23 protein-coding genes are annotated in these 19,216 nt (G+C 60.7%); 7 read left to right on the top strand and 16 right to left on the bottom strand.

Translation table 11 applies throughout. The features are described 5' to 3' along the window. The first annotated feature begins 104 nt into the window (after positions 1-104). Both FQ192_RS04690 and FQ192_RS04685 read left to right on the top strand, forming a co-directional pair. Positions 105-587, top strand: coding sequence for a glutathione peroxidase (locus FQ192_RS04690; RefSeq protein WP_149657565.1), 483 nt, complete (start codon positions 105-107; stop codon positions 585-587). Between the two features lie 215 nt (positions 588-802). After that, positions 803-1,906: an NADH:flavin oxidoreductase gene (locus FQ192_RS04685; protein WP_149657564.1), complete on the top strand. Its 1,104-nt coding sequence runs from the start codon at positions 803-805 to the stop codon at positions 1,904-1,906. 91 nt (positions 1,907-1,997) lie between these two features. Here the strand turns inward: FQ192_RS04685 and FQ192_RS04680 are convergent, their stop codons facing one another. Together FQ192_RS04680 and cysZ are read right to left on the bottom strand one after the other, a co-directional pair. Continuing rightward, complete coding sequence (locus tag FQ192_RS04680) at positions 1,998-3,197, bottom strand: glycosyltransferase family 1 protein (protein WP_149657563.1); 1,200 nt, start codon at positions 3,195-3,197, stop codon at positions 1,998-2,000. A gap of 29 nt (positions 3,198-3,226) precedes the next feature. Then, complete coding sequence (gene cysZ, locus FQ192_RS04675) at positions 3,227-3,988, bottom strand: sulfate transporter CysZ (RefSeq protein WP_149657562.1); 762 nt, start codon at positions 3,986-3,988, stop codon at positions 3,227-3,229. Positions 3,989-4,304: 316 nt separating this feature from the next. Between cysZ and trxB the strand changes: the two genes are divergently transcribed. Further along, the gene (trxB, locus tag FQ192_RS04665) at positions 4,305-5,267 is read left to right on the top strand and encodes a thioredoxin-disulfide reductase (protein WP_149657561.1); all 963 of its coding nucleotides are present in this window, start codon (positions 4,305-4,307) and stop codon (positions 5,265-5,267) included. Positions 5,268-5,326: 59 nt separating this feature from the next. Here trxB and FQ192_RS04660 read toward each other — a convergent pair whose 3' ends face one another. From FQ192_RS04660 to FQ192_RS04605, 11 genes are all read right to left on the bottom strand, one after another. After that, positions 5,327-6,610 (bottom strand): FAD-binding oxidoreductase, encoded by a 1,284-nt coding sequence (locus FQ192_RS04660; RefSeq protein WP_149657560.1) that lies wholly within the window; start codon positions 6,608-6,610, stop codon positions 5,327-5,329. 64 nt (positions 6,611-6,674) lie between these two features. Next, positions 6,675-7,508, bottom strand: coding sequence for a transporter substrate-binding domain-containing protein (locus FQ192_RS04655; protein ID WP_149657559.1), 834 nt, complete (start codon positions 7,506-7,508; stop codon positions 6,675-6,677). A gap of 45 nt (positions 7,509-7,553) precedes the next feature. Beyond that, the gene (locus FQ192_RS04650; protein WP_149657741.1) at positions 7,554-8,282 is read right to left on the bottom strand and encodes an amino acid ABC transporter ATP-binding protein; all 729 of its coding nucleotides are present in this window, start codon (positions 8,280-8,282) and stop codon (positions 7,554-7,556) included. Between the two features lie 60 nt (positions 8,283-8,342). Continuing rightward, the gene (locus FQ192_RS04645) at positions 8,343-9,317 is read right to left on the bottom strand and encodes an amino acid ABC transporter permease (RefSeq protein ID WP_123515254.1); all 975 of its coding nucleotides are present in this window, start codon (positions 9,315-9,317) and stop codon (positions 8,343-8,345) included. Between the two features lie 210 nt (positions 9,318-9,527). Further along, positions 9,528-10,778, bottom strand: coding sequence for an aspartate aminotransferase family protein (locus FQ192_RS04640; RefSeq protein ID WP_149657558.1), 1,251 nt, complete (start codon positions 10,776-10,778; stop codon positions 9,528-9,530). A gap of 216 nt (positions 10,779-10,994) precedes the next feature. After that, on the bottom strand, positions 10,995-11,333 hold the full coding sequence (locus tag FQ192_RS04635; RefSeq protein ID WP_008037347.1) for a HopJ type III effector protein: 339 nt from the start codon (positions 11,331-11,333) through the stop codon (positions 10,995-10,997). After that, entirely contained in the window at positions 11,326-11,622 is a 297-nt protein-coding gene (locus FQ192_RS04630; RefSeq protein ID WP_149657557.1) for a DUF1244 domain-containing protein, read from the bottom strand. Before FQ192_RS04630 ends, FQ192_RS04635 begins: the two co-directional genes overlap by 8 nt. A gap of 111 nt (positions 11,623-11,733) precedes the next feature. Then, positions 11,734-12,105, bottom strand: coding sequence for a dihydroneopterin triphosphate 2'-epimerase (folX, locus tag FQ192_RS04625; protein ID WP_149657556.1), 372 nt, complete (start codon positions 12,103-12,105; stop codon positions 11,734-11,736). 2 nt (positions 12,106-12,107) lie between these two features. Beyond that, positions 12,108-12,683, bottom strand: a complete 576-nt coding sequence (folE, locus tag FQ192_RS04620) for a GTP cyclohydrolase I FolE (protein WP_149657555.1) — start codon at positions 12,681-12,683, stop codon at positions 12,108-12,110. A 21-nt stretch (positions 12,684-12,704) separates the two neighbouring features. Then, positions 12,705-13,415, bottom strand: a complete 711-nt coding sequence (gene folM, locus FQ192_RS04615; RefSeq protein ID WP_149657554.1) for a dihydromonapterin reductase — start codon at positions 13,413-13,415, stop codon at positions 12,705-12,707. A gap of 157 nt (positions 13,416-13,572) precedes the next feature. Next, a complete protein-coding gene (locus FQ192_RS04605) occupies positions 13,573-14,142 on the bottom strand; it encodes an antibiotic biosynthesis monooxygenase (protein WP_149657553.1) in 570 nt (189 codons plus the stop codon). 211 nt (positions 14,143-14,353) lie between these two features. Here FQ192_RS04605 and FQ192_RS04600 point away from each other — a divergent pair, with 211 nt between their 5' ends. Further along, positions 14,354-15,313, top strand: coding sequence for a MerR family transcriptional regulator (locus tag FQ192_RS04600; protein ID WP_149657552.1), 960 nt, complete (start codon positions 14,354-14,356; stop codon positions 15,311-15,313). Between the two features lie 3 nt (positions 15,314-15,316). Here FQ192_RS04600 and FQ192_RS04595 read toward each other — a convergent pair whose 3' ends face one another. After that, positions 15,317-15,922: a hypothetical protein gene (locus FQ192_RS04595; RefSeq protein WP_054616118.1), complete on the bottom strand. Its 606-nt coding sequence runs from the start codon at positions 15,920-15,922 to the stop codon at positions 15,317-15,319. 54 nt (positions 15,923-15,976) lie between these two features. Further along, entirely contained in the window at positions 15,977-16,453 is a 477-nt protein-coding gene (locus FQ192_RS04590; RefSeq protein WP_149657551.1) for a PAS domain-containing protein, read from the bottom strand. 151 nt (positions 16,454-16,604) lie between these two features. Between FQ192_RS04590 and FQ192_RS04585 the strand changes: the two genes are divergently transcribed. Further along, positions 16,605-17,060 carry a flavodoxin gene (locus tag FQ192_RS04585; protein WP_149657550.1) on the top strand — a complete coding sequence of 152 codons (456 nt, stop codon included), beginning with the start codon at positions 16,605-16,607 and terminating at the stop codon, positions 17,058-17,060. Here FQ192_RS04585 and FQ192_RS04580 read toward each other — a convergent pair. Next, positions 17,041-17,937 carry a LysR family transcriptional regulator gene (locus FQ192_RS04580; protein WP_149657549.1) on the bottom strand — a complete coding sequence of 299 codons (897 nt, stop codon included), beginning with the start codon at positions 17,935-17,937 and terminating at the stop codon, positions 17,041-17,043. The genes FQ192_RS04585 and FQ192_RS04580 overlap by 20 nt on opposite strands. Before the next feature lie 96 nt (positions 17,938-18,033). On the opposite strand from FQ192_RS04580, the gene FQ192_RS04575 reads away from it, so the two are divergent. Together FQ192_RS04575 and FQ192_RS04570 are read left to right on the top strand one after the other, a co-directional pair. Then, positions 18,034-18,420 carry a CidA/LrgA family protein gene (locus FQ192_RS04575; protein ID WP_149657548.1) on the top strand — a complete coding sequence of 129 codons (387 nt, stop codon included), beginning with the start codon at positions 18,034-18,036 and terminating at the stop codon, positions 18,418-18,420. Next, the gene (locus FQ192_RS04570; protein WP_149657547.1) at positions 18,410-19,096 is read left to right on the top strand and encodes an LrgB family protein; all 687 of its coding nucleotides are present in this window, start codon (positions 18,410-18,412) and stop codon (positions 19,094-19,096) included. Before FQ192_RS04575 ends, FQ192_RS04570 begins: the two co-directional genes overlap by 11 nt. Positions 19,097-19,216: the final 120 nt, after the last annotated feature.

Here is a 19,216-nt window from a genome sequence, read left to right as displayed (position 1 = left end):
GAGAACTGGAGAGGCGCCCGAGGGCGCCTTTTTAGTCCGCGGCTGTCCCAGGCGGCGCCGCCAGGTGGCTGTTTCGAGAAGAACACGGGAATTTGGAGTTCGTCATGAGTGCTTTCCACGACCTTAAATTGACAGCCCTGGATGGTCAGGAGCTCCCTCTGGCGCCCTTCAAGGGGCAAGTCGTGCTGGTGGTCAACGTGGCCTCCAAATGTGGATTGACCCCACAGTACGCGGCGCTGGAAAACCTCTATCAGCAATTCAAGGGAAAGGGCTTCAGCGTGCTGGGCTTGCCGTGCAACCAGTTTGCTGGCCAGGAACCGGGCACCGAGCAAGAGATCCAGGAGTTCTGCAGCCTCAACTATGGCGTGACCTTTCCGTTGTCCAGCAAGCTGGAAGTCAACGGTCACGATCGTCATCAGCTGTACCGTTTGCTGGCGGGCGAGGGCGCGGAGTTTCCGGGTGATATCACCTGGAATTTCGAGAAATTCCTGCTGGGCAAAGACGGGCGCGTCCTGGCGCGGTTTTCGCCGCGGACAGCGCCGGATGATCCGACGGTGATCCACGCCATCGAAAAAGCGCTGAGCTGAATATCTCCCTGTACCTGTAGGAGCAAAGCTTGCTCGCGAAGGCGTCATGTCAGTCGACTTAGTTGTCGGCGGACACACCGCCATCGCGGGCAAGCCATGCTCCTACAATGTTTCCTACCTTTTAGACCTTAATCACCGCAATCAATAGTGCTGTTCAAGGCTTGCGACTCTCCATATTATACCCGTCATAAAGTCATTTCCCCGTGGAGCGTCCCATGCCCGTTAAAGCCCTGTTCAAACCGTTCCACCTCGGCACCCTCGAACTGCCGACCCGCGTCGTCATGGCGCCGATGACCCGCTCCTTCTCCCCGGGCGGCGTACCCAATACCAAAGTGATCGAGTACTACCGCCGCCGCGCTGCTGCCGGCGTGGGCCTGATCATCACCGAAGGCACCACCGTCGGCCACAAGGCCTCCAACGGCTACCCGAACGTGCCGCATTTCTACGGTGAAGCTGCCCTGGCTGGCTGGAAGAAAGTCGTCGACGCGGTGCACGCCGAAGGCGGCAAGATCGTTCCGCAGTTGTGGCACGTGGGCAGTGTGCGCCGCATCGGCACCGAGCCGGACGCCAGCGTGCCGGGTTACGGCCCGTCGGAGAAACTGAAGGACGGTCAGGTCGTGGTTCACGGCATGACTAAACAGGATATCCAGGACGTCATCGCCGCATTCGCACAGTCGGCCAAAGATGCCCAGAGCATCGGCATGGACGGCGTGGAAATCCACGGCGCCCACGGCTATCTGGTGGACCAGTTCTTCTGGGAAGGCACCAACCAGCGCACCGACGAATACGGCGGAAGCCTGGCCAACCGTTCGCGTTTCGCCATCGAATTGATCCAGGCCGTGCGTGCGGCCGTGGGCGAAGGTTTCCCGATCATCTTCCGTTTCTCCCAGTGGAAGCAGCAGGATTACACCGCGCGCCTGGTGCAAACTCCGCAAGCCCTGGGTGAATTCCTCAAGCCGTTGTCCGACGCAGGCGTGGACATTTTCCACTGCTCGACGCGGCGTTTCTGGGAGCCGGAATTCGACGGTTCCGAGCTGAACCTGGCCGGCTGGACCCGCAAGCTCACTGGCAAGCCGACCATCACCGTGGGCAGCGTTGGTCTGGATGGCGAGTTTCTGCAGTTCATGGTCAACACCGACAAGATCGCGCAGCCGGCCAGCCTGGAGAAATTGCTGGAGCGGTTGAATAACGAAGAGTTCGATCTGGTGGCTGTAGGTCGTGCGCTGCTGGTGGACCCGGATTGGGCGCAGAAAGTGCGCGAGGGGCGTGAGGAAGACATCCTGCCGTTCAGCCGTGAGGCGTTGATGACGCTGGTTTAAGCGGCGCCTGGGAAGGCCTCTTCGCGGGCAAGCCTCGCTCCTACAAGGGAATCACCGTCCTCTGTAGGAGCGAGGCTTGCCCGCGAAGCTTTTAAGGCAACAACGCGCCATTCGGCAGCGATTGCCCCTGCACACAAGCCCCGCGCAACTGCCCCTCAAACTGCTCGATAATCGCCGCCCACCCCTGGCGACTCGCATGCTGGCGTGCATTCAGCCGCACGCAACGCAGTGTTTCCCGCTCTTCCAGCAACCAGCGCGCCGCCTCGCAGAACGCTTCCTCATCGCCCGGCATCGCCAGTACGCCGTTGTAGCCGTGGCGAATGTGCTGACCCGCTGCCGCCATATCGTAGGCCACCACGCCCAGCCCCGAAGCCAGCGCCTCCAGCACCACATTGCCGAAGGTCTCGGTCAGGCTTGGAAACAGAAATACATCCCCCGACGCATAGTGGCTGGCCAGGGCTTCGCCGCGTTGTGTGCCGCAGAAGATCGCCTCGGGCAAATCCTTCTCCAGCGCCATTCGCAACGGACCGTCGCCGACCACGATCAACTTCAGGTTTCGCTGTGGATAGGTGCTTTTCAATGCCTCGAAGCTGCGCTTGAGCAAGCCCAGGTTCTTCTCCGGGGCCAGGCGTCCGACGTGGACCACGGCAATGTCATCGTCCGCCAGGCCCCATTGTTCACGCAGCGCGTCGAGACGTTTGGTGGGGTGAAACAGTTGGCTATCGACCCCCCGGGACAACAGGGCCAGGCGTTCGAACTGCCGGCGTTCCAGCTCCAGTCGCTGGCTGATGCTGGGCACCAATGTCAGTGTCGAGCGGTTGTGAAACCAGCGCAGGTAGTGGGTCAACAGGCGCGTCAGCAGGCCGAACCCATACTGGCTCGAGTACTGTTGGAAGTTGGTGTGAAAGCCGCTGACCACCGAAATCCCCAGGCGCCGCGCCGCACGCAAGGCCGACAGACCCAACGGCCCTTCAGTGGCGATGTACAACACGTCGGGGCGATGGCGTTTCCAGCGCCGCAGCAACTTGTGCATCGACGACTGGCCCCACTGCAACCCCGGATAACCCGGCAGCGGCCAGCCGCGACACAGCAGCAGTGCATCGTCACTGCCCAACTGCCGATCACAGCCCTGACGCGGTCGAACCAGCTCGACCTGATGCCCGCGCGCGCGCAAACCGTCGCACAAGCGGCCAAGGGTATGGGCCACGCCATTGATTTCCGGGGGGAAGGTTTCGGTGATCAGGGTGATATGCAGAGCTGTCGTCATGACCTCAGTGTCGGCTGAGGCCATGTCGTCATTGTGTCAGTGCGATGATGGATTTATGACGCCGCGCGCTGGGGCACCAGATTTTCCGCCCCACGTTCACGCACCCAGAACAACGTCGCCCCGGCCACGGCGGCCGGCATCATCAGGATGTTGACCACGGGAATCAGCAGCGCCAGGTACACGATCCCGCCAAAGCTCATGCTCTGCCAGCGCTTTTCGCGCAGCCAGGCGAGCATTTCGTTCCAGCCAAGTTTGTGGTTGTCCGCCGGGTAGTCGATGTACTGGATCGCCATCATCCATACGCCGAACAGCAGCCACAACGGCGCGGCGATGATGTTGACCACCGGGATGAACGAGAGAATGAACAGGCCCAGCGCCCGGGGCAGGAAGTAGCCGAGTTTGCGCATTTCCCGGGCCAGGGTGCGGGGGATCATTTCGATCAGCTCGCCCCAACTGAAGGTCGGGAAGTCGTCGGTGCCGCGCACCACCACTTCGACTTTTTCCGCGAGGAAGCCGTTGAACGGTGCGGCGATGACGTTGGCGAGCATGGTGAAGGTGAAGAACACCATGAATCCCACCAGCACCACGAAAATCGGCCAGAGGACGTAGCTGAGGAAACTCAGCCAGTCGGGCAGGGACGGCATCAGGGTGTCGACCCATAAGCTGAATTGATGGCCGGCCAGGTAAATCAATCCGACGAACAGCACCAGGTTGATTGCCAGCGGCAACAAGACGAACAAACGCAGGCCCGGGCTCAAGACCAGCTTGAGGCCTTCGCGCAGGTATTGCGGGCCGGACAGAACAGGGGCGGGCATAGCGTGCTCCGAGCAAGGGGTAAACGCGCCGACCTTACCGGCTTTGCCTCACGGGCGAAAGCGCGGTCGCAGCGTCGACATTCACTGTAACAAAGGCGTCTATAAAATCACCGTATCGGGATAGAGACCGCCTATGAGCTGGATTGTTAAACCGTATTTCCTTAATCTTCGCCCCCTCGATACGCTGCACCCATTCTTTTTACAGGACTGTCGAGCTCAAGCCTTCCCCAAGTGCTTTCAACAGTCCTTTTTTATTCCCGCCGGCAAACCCGGCGTTCCGCGCCAGGTTATTCGGGCCGGTTAACAGGAGCAGGTCATGTCTGAAGTCCGTCATTCGCGAGTGATTATTCTCGGTTCCGGCCCTGCCGGTTACAGCGCCGCGGTGTATGCCGCCCGTGCCAACCTCAAGCCACTGCTGATCACCGGCATGCAGGCTGGCGGTCAACTGACCACCACCACCGAAGTCGACAACTGGCCGGGCGACGTCCACGGCCTGACCGGCCCGGCGCTGATGGAGCGGATGAAAGAGCACGCCGAACGCTTTGAAACCGAGATCGTCTTCGACCACATCAATGCCGTGGACTTCGCCGCCAAGCCGTACACCCTGACCGGCGACAGCGCGACCTACACCTGCGACGCCCTGATCATCGCCACCGGCGCCAGCGCGCGTTACCTGGGCCTGCCGTCGGAAGAAGCGTTCATGGGCAAAGGCGTATCGGCCTGCGCGACCTGCGACGGTTTCTTCTACCGCAACAAGCCAGTGGCTGTGGTCGGTGGCGGTAACACCGCTGTTGAAGAGGCGCTGTACCTGGCCAACATCGCCAGCACCGTGACCCTGATCCACCGTCGCGAAACCTTCCGCGCCGAGAAGATCCTGATCGACAAGCTCAACGCCCGGGTTGCCGAAGGCAAGATCATCCTCAAGTTGAACTCGAACCTGGACGAAGTCCTGGGCGACAACATGGGCGTGACCGGTGCTCGCCTGAAGAACAACGACGGCAGCTTCGACGAACTGACCGTGGACGGCGTGTTCATCGCCATCGGCCACACCCCGAACACTTCGCTGTTCGAAGGCCAGCTGACGTTGAAAGACGGCTATCTGGTGGTGCACGGCGGCCGTGAAGGCAATGCCACTGCCACCAACCTGGAAGGCATCTTCGCCGCCGGTGACGTGGCTGACCACGTTTACCGCCAGGCGATCACCTCGGCCGGCGCCGGCTGCATGGCGGCACTGGACGCCGAGCGCTACCTCGATGACCTGCAGAACGCCAAGCTCTGATTGCGTTGAAATGAAAAAAACCGGCCTCGGCCGGTTTTTTTGTGCCCACAAAAAATGCGTTAGCCGCGCAATCGTTCCTGAACAAAATCCATGACCTTCAACGACTGATAGATCGCATTGGCGGCAATCTTTCCGAACGGCCCACCGTTCCAGTCCAGCAGATACGGCTTGAACAGCTGATAACGCGCACTGTCCCCACACAGCGCTTCAGCGATCACCCGGCCACCGATGGAGCCGGTGTTCAAGCCATGGCCGCCAAACGAAGTGCAGGCCCAGACACCCGGTTCCAGCAGCCCCAGGTTGGGCATTTTGTTGGTGGAGTAGCCCATCAGGCCGGACCAGGCCAGGTCGATCTTGACCGCAGCCAATTGCGGATACACCGAGACCATATCGGCCTTGAGCATCGCCGCCAGGGCTTTTTCGTCCTGTTCGTTGCGGGTGGTAATGCGTCCGCCCCAGAGCAGGCGGTCGCCTTCGACCACGCGGTAATAGTCCGATGCGCGGCGGTCATCGGAGAACGCGGCGCCGGAGTCGAGGACATTCTTGATCCCGTCGCCCAGGTGTTCGGTCAGCACCACGTACGTGGCGATCGGTAGATAGGCGCGGCTGAGCTTCTGCAATTCCGGGCCGCCGTAGCCGCCGGCGCAGAACACCAGGTCCTGGCAGCACACGGTGCCGTGAACAGTGCGGACGATTTTGTCGGTGCCCTGGTGCTGCCAGGCGAGCATTTTCGAATGTTCGAAAATCCGTCCCCCCACCGCTTCGATGGCGAGGGCCAGGCCCAGGCAATAATTCAAGGGGTGGAAATGCAGGGCATTGGGGTCTTCCACACCCTGGAAATAACGCGAGGTGTGCGCCCGTTCGCGCACCTGGGCGGTGTCGAGAAAGTTGAGTTCATAGCCGAAGTCCCGGCGCATGGTTTCGATGTGGTTTTTCACTTCGGCGCCGTCGTCGTAACGCTTGACGCGAATGGTGCCGGCGGACGGCGCGCACCCGGTCAGGGCCAGTTCACGGATGTTGTCGCGGACGATCTCCACCCCCTCGGCCGACATCTGGAACAACGCCCTGGCCTGTTCCAGACCGAGTTTTTTGCGGATCGCCCCAGAGCCTTCCGCCCAGCCCGGCGAGACCACGCCGCCATTACGACCGGACGCGCCCCAGGCGACTTGATGGGCTTCAAGGATGATCACGCGCTTGCCGCGCCGGGTCAGTTCGAGGGCGGCCGTGAGGCCGGCGATACCGGCGCCGATGATGCACACGTCGCAGGTTTGATCGCCGTTCAATGCGGGCCGGGCCGCGCGCGGCAGCGAGGTTTGGGAATACCAGGTGGTTGGAAAGGACATGATCAATCCTTGAAGAAGGGTGTTTGCGGGAGCGAGCCGGCTCGCTCCCACAGGGTTAGTGCGCTTACTTGATGGTCGAGTAGTCGACGCCGTACCACTTGTCCGAGAGCTTGGTCAGCGTGCCGTCCTTGTGCATCGCGCCCACGATTTCACTGAGTTTGGCGGTCAGCTCCGGGTCACCCTTGTCGGTGGCGATGGCCAGCGGTTCGTAGAACGCCACGGCATTGTCCACGGCACGCAGCGGGTAGCCTTTCTTGACGGCCGCGTCCAGGGTGCTGCGTTGCGTGAGGATCGCATCCAGGCGTGTGCCATCGCCCAGGCGCAAATCGTCCAGCGGGCCGACAGAGCCGGAGTAGGTCTTCATTTTTTCGGTTTTGACGTCATATACCACGGGCGGCACGTCGGTGGTTTCAATGGCCAGCGCCTGGCTGAAATAGTCCTCGGACGTGGTGCCGCCTTCGACGCCGATGGTCTTGCCGTTCAGCGCTTTGTGGTCGGTGACTTTGGAGGTGCCGTGCACGGCAAACACGTAGGGCACGTAGTAATAGGTGCCGGGGAAATCGAGGATGCGCGAGCGACTTTTAGTCGCGGTCATCGAGCCCACGGACACGTCCCAGCGCCCGTTCCATTTGCCGGCGGTGATCACGTCCCAGTCCGGCGTGATGAACTTGACCGCGACCCCGAGGCGCTTGGCGATCTCCTTGGAGACGTCGATGTCGAAACCGTCGATCTCATTCTTGTCGTTGATGAATCCCTGGGGTGGCCAGGTCGCCGAGGTCGCGACGGTCAGGGTCTTGCTGCTCTCGATCTTGTCCAGGACCGCGCCGGCATTGGCTGCGCCGACGAACAACAGCGACAGGGTGGCAGCGAGGGTCAGCGCATGTTTTTTACTGAGCATGTTTATCTCCACTTTTCGTTTTTGTTATGCGGGGTAAAGCCGTTCTCAGTGACCGATGATTTGCGAGAGGAACTTCTGCGCGCGTTCGGTCTGGGGGTTGTTGAAAAACTCGGCCGGGGTGGCTTGTTCGATGACCTGGCCCTGGTCCATGAACAGCACGCGATCGGCGACCTTGCTGGCAAAACCCATCTCGTGGGTCACGCAAATCATGGTCATGCCGTCGGTGGCCAACTCGCCCATGACATCGAGCACTTCGTGGACCATTTCCGGGTCCAGCGCCGAGGTCGGCTCATCGAACAGCATCACTTTGGGATTCATGCACAGCGCCCGGGCAATCGCCACGCGTTGCTGCTGGCCGCCGGACAGTTGCGACGGATACTTGTGCGCGTGCTCGGCAATCCGCACTCGCTCCAGGTACACCTGCGCACGTTTTTTCGCTTCGGTGGACGACACGCCTTGCACCAACTGCGGAGCCAGGGTCAGGTTATCCATCACGCTCAGATGCGGGAACAGGTTGAAGCTCTGGAACACCATGCCGATTTCCCGGCGCACCGCGCTGACACTTTCCGCCTCGCTGGTGAGGGTGATGCCGTTGACCTTAATGTGGCCTTTCTGGAAATTTTCCAGGTGATTGATGCAGCGAATCATCGTCGACTTGCCCGAACCTGACGGCCCGCACACCACCAGGATTTCCCCGGCGGCCACGTTCAGATCGACGTCACGCAAGGCGTGAAAATTGCCGTACCACTTGTTCAGGCCAGTGATTGAAATCATGGATGGGCCGGTCTGCGTAGCAGGGGCCAGGTCGAGTCGCTCGGCGGTAGTCATCATGGATCAACCTCTGGCAGTGGATCGGTTGACCCGTTTTTCGATTCGCGCCTGCACCCGTTCGAGAATGAACGACAGCGCCCAGTAAATCATCGCGGCGGTGATCAGCATTTCCAGGTGACGGAAGTCCGCGCGGCCCTGGGTCTTGGCCAGGTACATCAGCTCCCAGACACCGATCACTGACACCAGCGAACTGTCCTTGAGCATGGCGATGAACTGGTTGCCGGTGGGCGGGATGATCACCCGCAAGGCTTGCGGCATGATCACCCGGCTCAGGGTTTTGAACGGGCTGATGCCCAGCGCCCGCGAGGCCTCCCACTGGCCGACCGGGATGCTCTGGATCCCCGCGCGGAAGATCTCGGTCATGTACGCGCCGTAGCACAGCGACAGGGCGAGGATGCCGGCCGGCACTGCGTCGACCACGTAACCGAGTTGCGGCAGCCCGAGGTAAATCAGGTAGATCTGGATCAGCAGCGGCACACCGCGAAAGAACGAGGTGTAGAACGAGGCGATGGCATTCGCCAGGCCGTTGTTCGACAGCTTGGCCACCGCGCCGATCAGCGCCAGCACAAAGGCAATCACGATGGCGACGGCGGAGATATACAGCGTGGTCGCGGCGCCCTGGATGATCAGGAAACCGATCTTGTCGAGGATGAAGCTGTAGGAGAGGTTGAAGGTGTCGAAGAAGGCGAGGAACAGGATCAGCAGTTCGATCCACACTACGGTGGTTTGCACTTTGAACTTCAGGCGCCCGAGGACATGGAAGTTCAGTGTGCCGAGCACGGCGATCAGCAAACCGATGGCGATATTGCGGGCGGTCAGGCTGTCGGGGGCGTCGCCCAGCAGTGGATGCAGAAAGTGACTGAGGGCGCTGTTGCCCAGGTTCATCAGGTACGCGCCGAGGAACAACACCACAGCGACGCCAAGCAGGAATTGAGGATCATTGGACTTTTTTTTATAAATTATATTGTCGTGATACATGAATGCCTCGGCTTGTAGGTGGTTACGGTCTCGCTCGATAAAAGAAGTTATTTGCAGGAGCTTGGCTTGCCGGCGAAGGCGATTGGCGGGGCGCCCTCGCCGGCAAGCCTGGCTCCTGCAGGTCGGTTATTGGGCAGTATTGCGACGCAAAATCCGGGACTACAAGCGAACATAATTCGCTATGTCAGTCCCGGATCGCAGTTTGCGTTTTCAGGAAAGCTTGGCCAGGCAGGCCTCTAAGATGTCCAGACCTTCCTCCAGCACCGCTGCCTCGGTGGTCAGCGGTGCCAGCAGCCGAATGATGTTGCGCGACTTGCCGCTGGGCATCAGCAGCAAACCCGCGTCCCGGGCCAGGGCCAGAAGCTGGGTCAGTTGCGCTGAGGCCGGTGTGCCGTCGGCGTTGACCAACTCGATACCGCGCATCGCGCCAACACCGGTCAGGCGGCCCAGATAGGCGCAAATGTCGTTGGCGCGCCAGGCTTCGTAGCGGCTGACGATGGCTTCTTCCTGTTGCGAACCCCACGTGTGCAGGTTCGTATCGGTCATTTCGTCCAACGTCGCCAGTGCCGCAGCACACGCAATCGGGTTGCCGGAATAGGTGCCGCCGAGTCCGCCCTTGGGCAGCGTGTCGAGCAGCGCTTTGCGCCCGACCACCGCGCCCAGCGGCACACCGCCGGCAATACTCTTGGCGAGCAGGATCAGGTCCGGCTCGATTCCCAATCGCGAGAAGGTAAAACGCTCCCCGGTACGGCCGAAACCGGACTGGATTTCATCGGCGATCAGCAGGATGTTTTTCTCGTCACAGAAGCGCCGCAACGCCTGGGCGAATTCCACGTCCATCGCCAGGAAACCCGCTTCGCCCTGCACCGGTTCGACGATAAAACACGCCACGTCATTCACATCGATCTCGACGCTGAACAGCCGATCCATCGCCTTCAACGCTTCGGCGCAGGTCACGCCGTTGTCCTTGCTCGGGAAAGGCAGGTGATACACCGGACCTGGCAGCACCCCGACTTTCTGTTTGTAGGGCGCGACTTTGCCGTTGAGGTTGAGGGTGGCGAGGGTGCGGCCGTGGAAGGCGCCGTCGAAAGCGATCACGGCGGTGCGGCCGGTGGCTCCGCGAACGATCTTCAAGGCGTTTTCCGCTGCTTCTGCGCCGCTGTTGGTGAGCATGCCGCTGACTGGGTAGCTCACCGGGATAAACGCCGTCAGGCGCTCCATCAAGTCGAGGTAAGGCACATGCGGCGCAGCGTTGAACGCGTAGTGGGTCAGCCGGGTGGCTTGTTCGCGAATGGCTTCGACGATGCGCGGGTGGCAATGGCCGAGGTTGAGCACGCCGATGCCGCCGACGAAATCGATGTAGCGTTTGCCGTCGGTGTCCCAGACTTCGGCATTCTTGCCGTGGCTGAGGGTGACGGGATGCACGACGTTGATCGATTGGCTGATGCTTTCGCTGCTCATGGATACCTGACTCAGAAGAAGGGTTGCTTCTTTTTATCTAAGCCGTGAGCAGGGGGACCGGGCAAACGAAATAAAGTCGCCGGGTCAATCTTAAAAGTCGGGATGTGTGCCGGGGCCCTTTGTAGGAGCATGGCTTGCCCGCGATGGCGTCCAGAAGATCGCCATCGCGAGCAAGCTTTGCTCCTACGGGACGGTGGTGTTCGTGGGAACGCGGTTTTAGCGGCGGGTCAGGGGCTGTTGGGTGAACTTCACGCCGGCCAGACCATGAGCAATCAACGCGCGGATATTGCCGTGATCGCTACCTTCAGGCGTCGCCACCACCGAACGGTAATGCTCGCCAAACGCCAACAGCGCCTCTTCATCGCTCAGACCTTCCAGCAACGCCAGGCCTAGGGTCTTGCACGAACCTTCGTTCTGCCCGGCGGCGTTTTCCACGCCACCGTTGTTGAACGCTTGCGGCTGGTAATCGTAACCGGCGGCGATGAAGGCCAGGGTGTCGGCAAAAACGTGTTCGCCGCTTTTGAGGCTGGCGCGCAGGGTGTTCAAATCACTCATTGGGTTTTCCTTTGGCGAACGCCGCTTGTTGTTCGGCGCTGGCTTCTTGCTGGTATTGGGCTTTCCAATCGGCGTACGGCATGCCGTAGACGACCTCGCGGGCGTCGTCGAGGCTGACCTCGATCTGACGTTCGTCAGCGGCGGCCTTGTACCACTTCGACAGGCAGTTGCGGCAGAAACCCGAGAGGTTCATCAGGTCGATGTTCTGCACGTCCTTGCGGCTGTCCAGGTGGGCGACCAGTCGGCGGAAGGCGGCGGCTTCAAGTTCCAGGCGTTGTTGATCGGTCATGGGAGTCTCTGCGAGACAGCGTTGAGCGGCAAGCCTCAAGCTGCAAGTTGGATTTCGGTGGCCGTTAGCTTACCGCTTGAAGCTTGAAGCTTGAAGCTTGAAGCTTGAAGCTTAGCGGCTCGCCGCTAGCGTTATCGACACCGATTCGGCAAACCGCAGGGCGTGGGGTTTGTCGACTTCGACCTCGGCATACAGCACCGACGCGTTGACCATGACCAAATCGAGGATTTCCTGGGTCAGGCGTTCGAGCAGGGCAAAGCGATTGCCCTCCACGTGGGCGATGATCGCCTTGGTGATGGTGCGGTAGTTCAGCGCGTGATCGATGTCGTTGTCGCGCACCGCGTCTTGCGCCGCGTAGAGGATGGTCAGGTTGATCAACACATCCTGCTTGTTGAGGATTTCGTCCTCGTTGATGCCGATGAAGGTGCGCAGGCACAGGTCCTTGACCCGGATGCGCGCCATTCCTGGTTGAAGTTGTGGCATTGCTACTTGCTCCGTCCAATCAATTGCAGGAACTCCTGGCGGGTGTTGCTCGACTCGCGGAAGGCGCCGAGCATCACCGAGGTGTTCATGGTCGAATTCTGTTTCTCGACACCGCGCATCATCATGCACATGTGTTTGGCTTCGATCACCACGGCGACCCCGGCGGCATCCGTCACGTGCTGCACCGCGTCGGCGATCTGCCGGGTGAGGTTCTCCTGAATTTGCAGGCGTCGGGCAAACATGTCCACCAGGCGTGCAATCTTCGACAGGCCCAACACTTTGCCCGTCGGAATATAAGCCACATGCGCCTTGCCGATGAAGGGCAGCAGGTGGTGTTCGCACAGCGAATAGAGCTCGATGTCGGCGACGATGATCATCTCGTCGGTGTCCGAGGAAAACAGCGCGCCGTTAACGATTTCCTCGACGCTTTGCTCGTAGCCATGACACAGGTACTGCATGGCTTTGGCGGCGCGCATCGGGGTGTCTTGCAGGCCTTCGCGGTCGGGGTTTTCGCCGAGGCCGATGAGGATCTCGCGATAGCTCTGGGATAAGGCGTTCTGAGGCAGGGATAACGTCATGAAATATCCTCGCGGGGCGGCTTATTTGACGTGCCGTCCGCCGTTGACGGTCAGGGTCGTGCCGGTGACATAAGGGTTGTCGAGCAGATAGCGCAGGCTCTGGTAGATCACTTCGCTGCCGGGTTCGATGCCCAGCGCGGATTTGGCCAGGGCCTTGGCGCGGTACGCCGCGTCGTCGTCGGGATTGAACAATAGCAGGGCTGGGGCAATGCCGTTGACCTTGATCGTCGGCGCATATTTTGCGGCGAAGGACAGGGTCAGGCTGTCGAGCCCGGCTTTACTGGCGCAATAGCCGATATGTTGACTGCTGCCCTTTCGGGTCACGTCGTCGCTGATGTGCACGATGTCGGCCGGGCTCGAGCGTTCGAGCAAGTCGGCGCAGTGCAGATTGATCAGGTAGGGCGCGAGCATGTGCACCGAGAACATCCGGGTAAAGGCCTGGGCCTCGGTGTCCGGGGTTTCGGCCAGCCATTCGGACGCGTTATGCACGATCGCCCGCAGGCTGTCGGTGTGGGTCTTGAGTTCGCTGATGAACGCGAGGATGCCGGTTTCGCTGGAGAAGTCCGCGAACAGCGCCGTCGCGCCCAGGTCGCGCAACATTTGAACGCCGGGGCGTTCGCTGCGGTAGCTGAAGATCACCGGGTGGCCGTCTTCGAGCAGACGCTGCGCACAATGCAGGCCGACTCGCTGGCCGGCACCGGTGATGAGGAGGGGGGCTGCGGAAGAGGTCATGAACGGCTCGCGTCGCGGTTAGAGCAAAACTATACCAGCGACGGCGAGCGATCACCTACGACCTGTAGGAGCGAGGCTTGCCCGCGAAGAGGACGCCTCGGTCTATCTGTCAGACCGCGTTATCGTTCTTCGCGGGCAAGCCTCGCTCCTACAGGGGTTACGGATTTTGGGTGGTGGGCGCGACGGGCAACGGACGCGCCGGCGTGCTGTGCAGCCAGTTGGCCAACACTCGGGTCGACAGCGGAATAAAGAAGTAGACCATCAATGGCGTCAGGCACAACGTGCTGATGAACACCCGGGGCAACAGGCTCATTTCGCCGAGCAACGGGCCCAGGACAAAGTTGAACAGCAGCGATACCGGGAAGAACGCCAGCCAGATCGCCACCGCCTGTTTCCAGCGCGGCGGGCGATTACCGGCAGCGCCGAACCAGCCTACGATGCCGCTGACCCGATGTTCGGTCGGATGGGCGAACAAGTCGCTGCCCCGTGCCAGCCAGGCGGTACGCGAGGCGGAGTGCTCCCAGGCGTGCAGGGTCTGCTCGTCGGCGAAGCGGAAAATGATCTGGAATTCGTCATCGTCGGGCGGCGGAGCGAGCACGCCAGAGCCGAGATAACCGGGAAAGTCGGTGGCCAGTTGTTCGCCTTCACGCAACCAGGCGATCAGGTCCTGATAACGTCCATCGGCAACGCGGCGCGCCACCATCAGCGTGACGGGTGAGGTAGACATTTTGTATCTCCGTATTACAAACGCGTTGCTCCGGGTAGGAGTTTCGCCAGTCACAGCGCCGGGGTAGTGGGCTGCGTCTTTGGACAAGCAAGGATTATTCCCTAATCTGACATTTACACCAGAGACTTTCGTCACCCATCAATAACTTGAATGATTGCTGGGGATAGGCGTTAAATGGGATCCAATTTATCCAATGAACGATCGTCGCCCCATGCCTGTTCTGTCTGATGTTGTCCCTGGCTTGTTGCCAGCTGCTTCCCTGGAACGGGAAGAGCTTTTTCCGATTCGAGAGGTGGCACGCCTGACGGGCATCAACCCGGTCACCTTGCGGGCATGGGAGCGTCGTTATGGCCTGATCCAGCCGACCCGCACCGAAAGCGGGCATCGGCTGTACTCGATGACCGATATCGAGACGGTGCGCAACATCCTCGGCTGGATTGATCGCGGTGTGGCGGTGAGCAAGGTCGGCAAGATCCTGGCAAAGACCGAGCCGCTCAAAGCGCTCTCGCACATCATCCCCAATGAACTCGTGCTGGCCGACTACGCCCAATGGCAGCAACAGGTCCAGGCCGCTGTCAGCGGGTTTGACGACGTCCAGCTGGAGCGGGTCTACGGGCAGATCTTTTCCAGTTACTCGCTGCCCGTGGTGTTCCAGGACATTCTGATGCCGCTCTGGAAGCAACTGCTGCAGCGCCAGGAGAGCTTCGGCCAGACCAGCGAATGGTTGTTCTTCGATGCGTTTCTGCGCTCGCGCGTGGCGCAGCGCCTGTTGATGGTCCGTGATACCTCAAAGCGCCGGATCGTGGTCAGCGCCCTGGCCGGTCAGTGTCATGAACTCGAATTGCTGGTCGCCGCGTTGTATTTGAGCGGGATGGATTCGGGCGTGCGGGTGCTCACGATCGGCCAGCCCTTCGATGAGTTGACCCTGGTTTGCGAAAGAATCCAGCCGCTGGCACTGGTGCTGTTTTCCAATCACGTACCGGCTGCCGAGCTGCCGCGACGCTTGAATCGCCTGGCCTTGAGCCTGGATTGCCGGCTGATGCTCGCCGGTGATGCGTCCGACCTGGCACAGGACAGCCTGGCCGGTACGTCGATTGGTTGTCTGGGTAACGAGGGCTTGTTGATGCGACAGCGTCTGAAGCAGTTCCTGGCGGGCAACCTGGATACTTGAGGCTCAGACGTGCAGGGCGGGATGGGTCAGGCGATGTTGCTGGAGGATGAACTGACGCAGGCGTTCGGTTTCGTCCTTGTCGCTCTGGCTAAGCTGATAGGCGAAGAAACCTTGCTCGGTTTCCCGTTCGAACGTGCCGCGCAACGCGATCCGCTCATAACCTGACGGGCTGAACCACAACGCGAAATGCTTCGGTGGCTTGGTCTTGTTGCGAACTTCCAGCAAAACCCCTTTGAACGACACTTCGTGCACCCACATCGTGCCCGGCTGGCCCTTGGCATTCTCCAGCGCGACCGGCTCTTCGAGCGTCAGGCGCCATGGCCGGACCATCGGCCCATCTTCAAAAATACTCGGCACGCCCAAGCGCAAATGCAGCGCATGGAACTCGTCTTCCACCAGGTGCAGCGGGAAGGTCATTTGCTGATTTTCGAAGTTGGCCTGGATGGTGACCTGCTCATGCGCGGCAAGGCGTGTGAGCAGGTCACGGATCTGCGATCCACCATTAACGAGCAGGCTCGACGTTGCATCCCGCACATTGAGCTGCGGGTTGTGCTGCATGGTCTGGATAAAATCCAGCTCATCCTGGGTCAGGAGTGCGTCGCGTTGCATGGCTTGCTCGTAAATAAAAGTTACAAAGTCATCGGTGATTGTAGTTAATGACAATTAATTCGTTGTTTTGTTTTCGCCGTTCGTCGTTTTGAGCGCAGCCAGCTCGGCCTGCAATTCAGCGACTTGCATTTCGAGTAGCGCTACCCGCTGCTGTGCCTTGACTTGAACGGTCACATCTTTTTGTACACCGACAATATACGTTTGTCCGTCACTTTCGTTTTTAACCGTCGAAAGGGACAGCTCATTCCAGAACGGCGTGCCGTCCTTGCGGTAGTTGCGCAGCACTTCACGGCACGAGCCACCGTTCTCCAGCGCGGCACGAATCACCCCCAACGCCTCTTGATCCCGGTCGCCGGCTTGCAGGAAGCGGCAATCCTGGTAGAGGATTTCTTCGCTGGTGTAACCGGTCATGCGTTCGAAGGCCGGGTTGACGTAAATCAGGATGTTGTCTTGCTCGCCTTCCTTTTCGGCAATCACGATGCCGTCATTGGAAGCGTTGACCACCAGTTGCAGCAATTGAGCGTTGATCATCAGAGAGTCCTTTCTGAATGTTTGGGGGCTGCATTCTAGAAGAACAAAATGAGCTGTCTACTGGCCACCAGCACGAATTGAGCGGCCATCGCCGGGTTTTTTGCCGGTGCTGTTAATATCCCCCGTCTTTTACAGCATCAGGAACAGATTGATGAAAGTCGCCATCCTTTCCGGCTCGGTGTACGGCACGGCCGAAGAAGTCGCCCGGCACGCTGCGATTATTTTGAAAGAAGCCGGTTTCGAGACCTGGCACAACCCCCGCGCGAGCCTGGCGGACATTCAGGCCTTCGGCCCCGAAGCCTTCCTGGCCGTGACCTCGACCACGGGCATGGGTGAACTGCCGGACAACCTGCAACCGCTGTACTCGACGATTCGTGACCAGTTGCCTGCCGCCTGGCGCGGTTTGCCCGGTGCGGTGATCGGTCTGGGCGATGCGAGCTATGGCGACACCTTCTGCGGCGGCGGTGAGCAGATACGCGAATTGTTCGGTGAGCTGGGCCTGCGCGAGGCGTTGCCGATGCTGCGCCTGGATGCCAGCGAAAGCGTCACGCCGGAAACCGACGCCGAGCCTTGGCTGGCGGAGCTGATCACGGCTCTGCGCGGCTGACCGGATGCTCACGCAGCAGCGCGAGCCAAGCCTGGGCGGCTTTTGACAGGTACGCACCCTGGCGCCAGATAAAGGCAATGTCCCAGCGTAGATAGGCCGGCGCGTTCAGGGTCAGGCGCACCACGCCTGGCCGCACCAGCCCCCGCGCCACCACGCTGGGCAACAGCACCACGCCTTGCCCGGCGGCCACCAGCGCCGCGAGAAAATCCGCCTGGCCGCTGCGCCCGCCTTCCCTGGGCGTGAATCCCATCTGTTGGCAGGCTTGCAGCAAACGGTCATTGAGCACAAAGCTGCGCTGATACAGCAGGAACGGCGTGTCAGCCAGTTCCTCCAGCCCAATCGCGGTCTTGGTGGCCAGCGGATGATCGGCTGGCAGCAGCGCGTCCAACGGTTCATCGCAGAACGGTTGAAAAGCGAATTGCGGATCCTTCGGCAGCAGACTGCCGCCCAGTTCCAGTTCGCCGCTCAGCACCGCTTGTTCGATGTTCCGGCTGCCGCCTTCAAGCAGATGAATGTTGATGTTCGGGTAGCGCCGCCGGTACTCGGCGAACAATCCGGCGAACAACGCGTCACTGCCCAGCAGCGGCAACCCCAGGCGCAATTCCCCACGGGCCAGTTGGCTCAAGTCATCCAGCTCGCTGAGCAACTCATTGCGCAGTCTCAGCATGCCTTCGGCCCGTTGCAGCACCACGCTGCCGGCGGCGGTCAGGCGTAACTGCGAGCCGAGGCGTTCGAGCAGCGGGGTGCCGAGGCTTTGCTCAAGCTGTGCGACTTGCTTGCTCACCGCCGATTGGCTGATGTGCAAGGTCTTGGCGGCCTGGGTGAAACCACCCTGGCGCATCACTTCGATGAAGCTGCGTAGCTGCTTGAATTCCATGGTACGGATTCCGTTTTGGAATGGCTTCAAGTCTAACAATTCGCTTCGGGGATGGCAGCCCGCTCCGTAAAATGAGCGCCTGTGAGGACCGAAACCATGAAATCAACCACCGTTAAATACCTGTCGCGACTGATCGCCGAGCTGGCCGTGTTGCTGGCGATCTACCTGCTCGGCTGTCAATTGGCCGCCTGGTTTTCCTGGCCGATCCCCGGGGGTGTGATCGGCATGGCGTTGCTGCTGCTGGCGTTCGCGTTCGGTTGGGTCAAACCGGCGGCGTTGCAACTGGGCGCCGGGTTGTTGATGGCGGAGATGCTGTTGTTCCTTATTCCCGCGTTGATGAGCCTGCTCGATTACGGAGGCCTCATGCGCGACGACGGCTGGCGGATTCTGTTGGTGATTGGAGTCAGCACGCTGACGGTGATGCTGGTGACGGCGTTTACCGTGGAGTGGGCGGTACGCATGCGGAGGTCCCATGAAGCTTGAGTGGATGCCGATGTTCTGGCTGGCCTTCACGTTGCTGGCGTATTTGTTCAGTCGCTGGATCTACCGGCGAACCGGCCGTTATCTGCTGTCGCCGCTGATCCTGGTCCCGGCGCTGTTGCTGGCCCTCGCCGTGCCGCTGCACACCGCTTATGCCGAATATTCGAGCAACACCCATTGGCTGATGCGGGTGCTGGGCCCGGTCACTGTGGCCTTCGCGGTGCCGATCTGGCAGCAGCGGCAAATGCTGGCGCGGCATTGGTCGGCGCTGTCGCTCGGGATGCTGGCGGGCAGTGTGGCGTCCATCGGCAGTTCGTTCGGATTGGCCAAGGCGCTGGCGCTGGACAGTTCGGTGACGATGTCGCTGGTGCCGCGTTCGATCACCACGCCCTTTGCCATGCCACTGGCCCACGACCTCGGCGGCGTACCGGAACTGACCGCGGTGTTTGTGATGTTTACCGGGGTCATCGGGGCGATGCTCGGCGGGATCCTGCTCAAGTGGTTGCCCCTGCGCAGTGCCCTGGCGCGGGGCGCCTTGTTTGGCGTCGGGGCTCACGGTGCCGGGGTCAGCCGGGCCCATGAAGTCGGCGGTGAGGAGGGCTCTGTCGCAGGGTTGGTCATGGTTCTGACGGGGTTGCTGAATCTGTTCGCGGCCCCCTTGTTGGCGTCGGTGCTTTGACATGGATCCAAGGTCCTGGCGTCTCTGACTCGCTCGGCCATCAAGCTGGCTGCGAATGCAACTACACGATCCCCGAGGGCTGACTAGACTGCTGACACGTGAGCAAAAATAATAAAAACC

It is taken from the genome of Pseudomonas sp. ANT_J12, assembly GCF_008370045.1.
In the GTDB taxonomy this organism is placed as follows: domain Bacteria; phylum Pseudomonadota; class Gammaproteobacteria; order Pseudomonadales; family Pseudomonadaceae; genus Aquipseudomonas.
The sequence above is the reverse complement of the archived record's forward strand: the minus strand, read 5'-3'. Positions and strand labels throughout refer to the sequence as shown.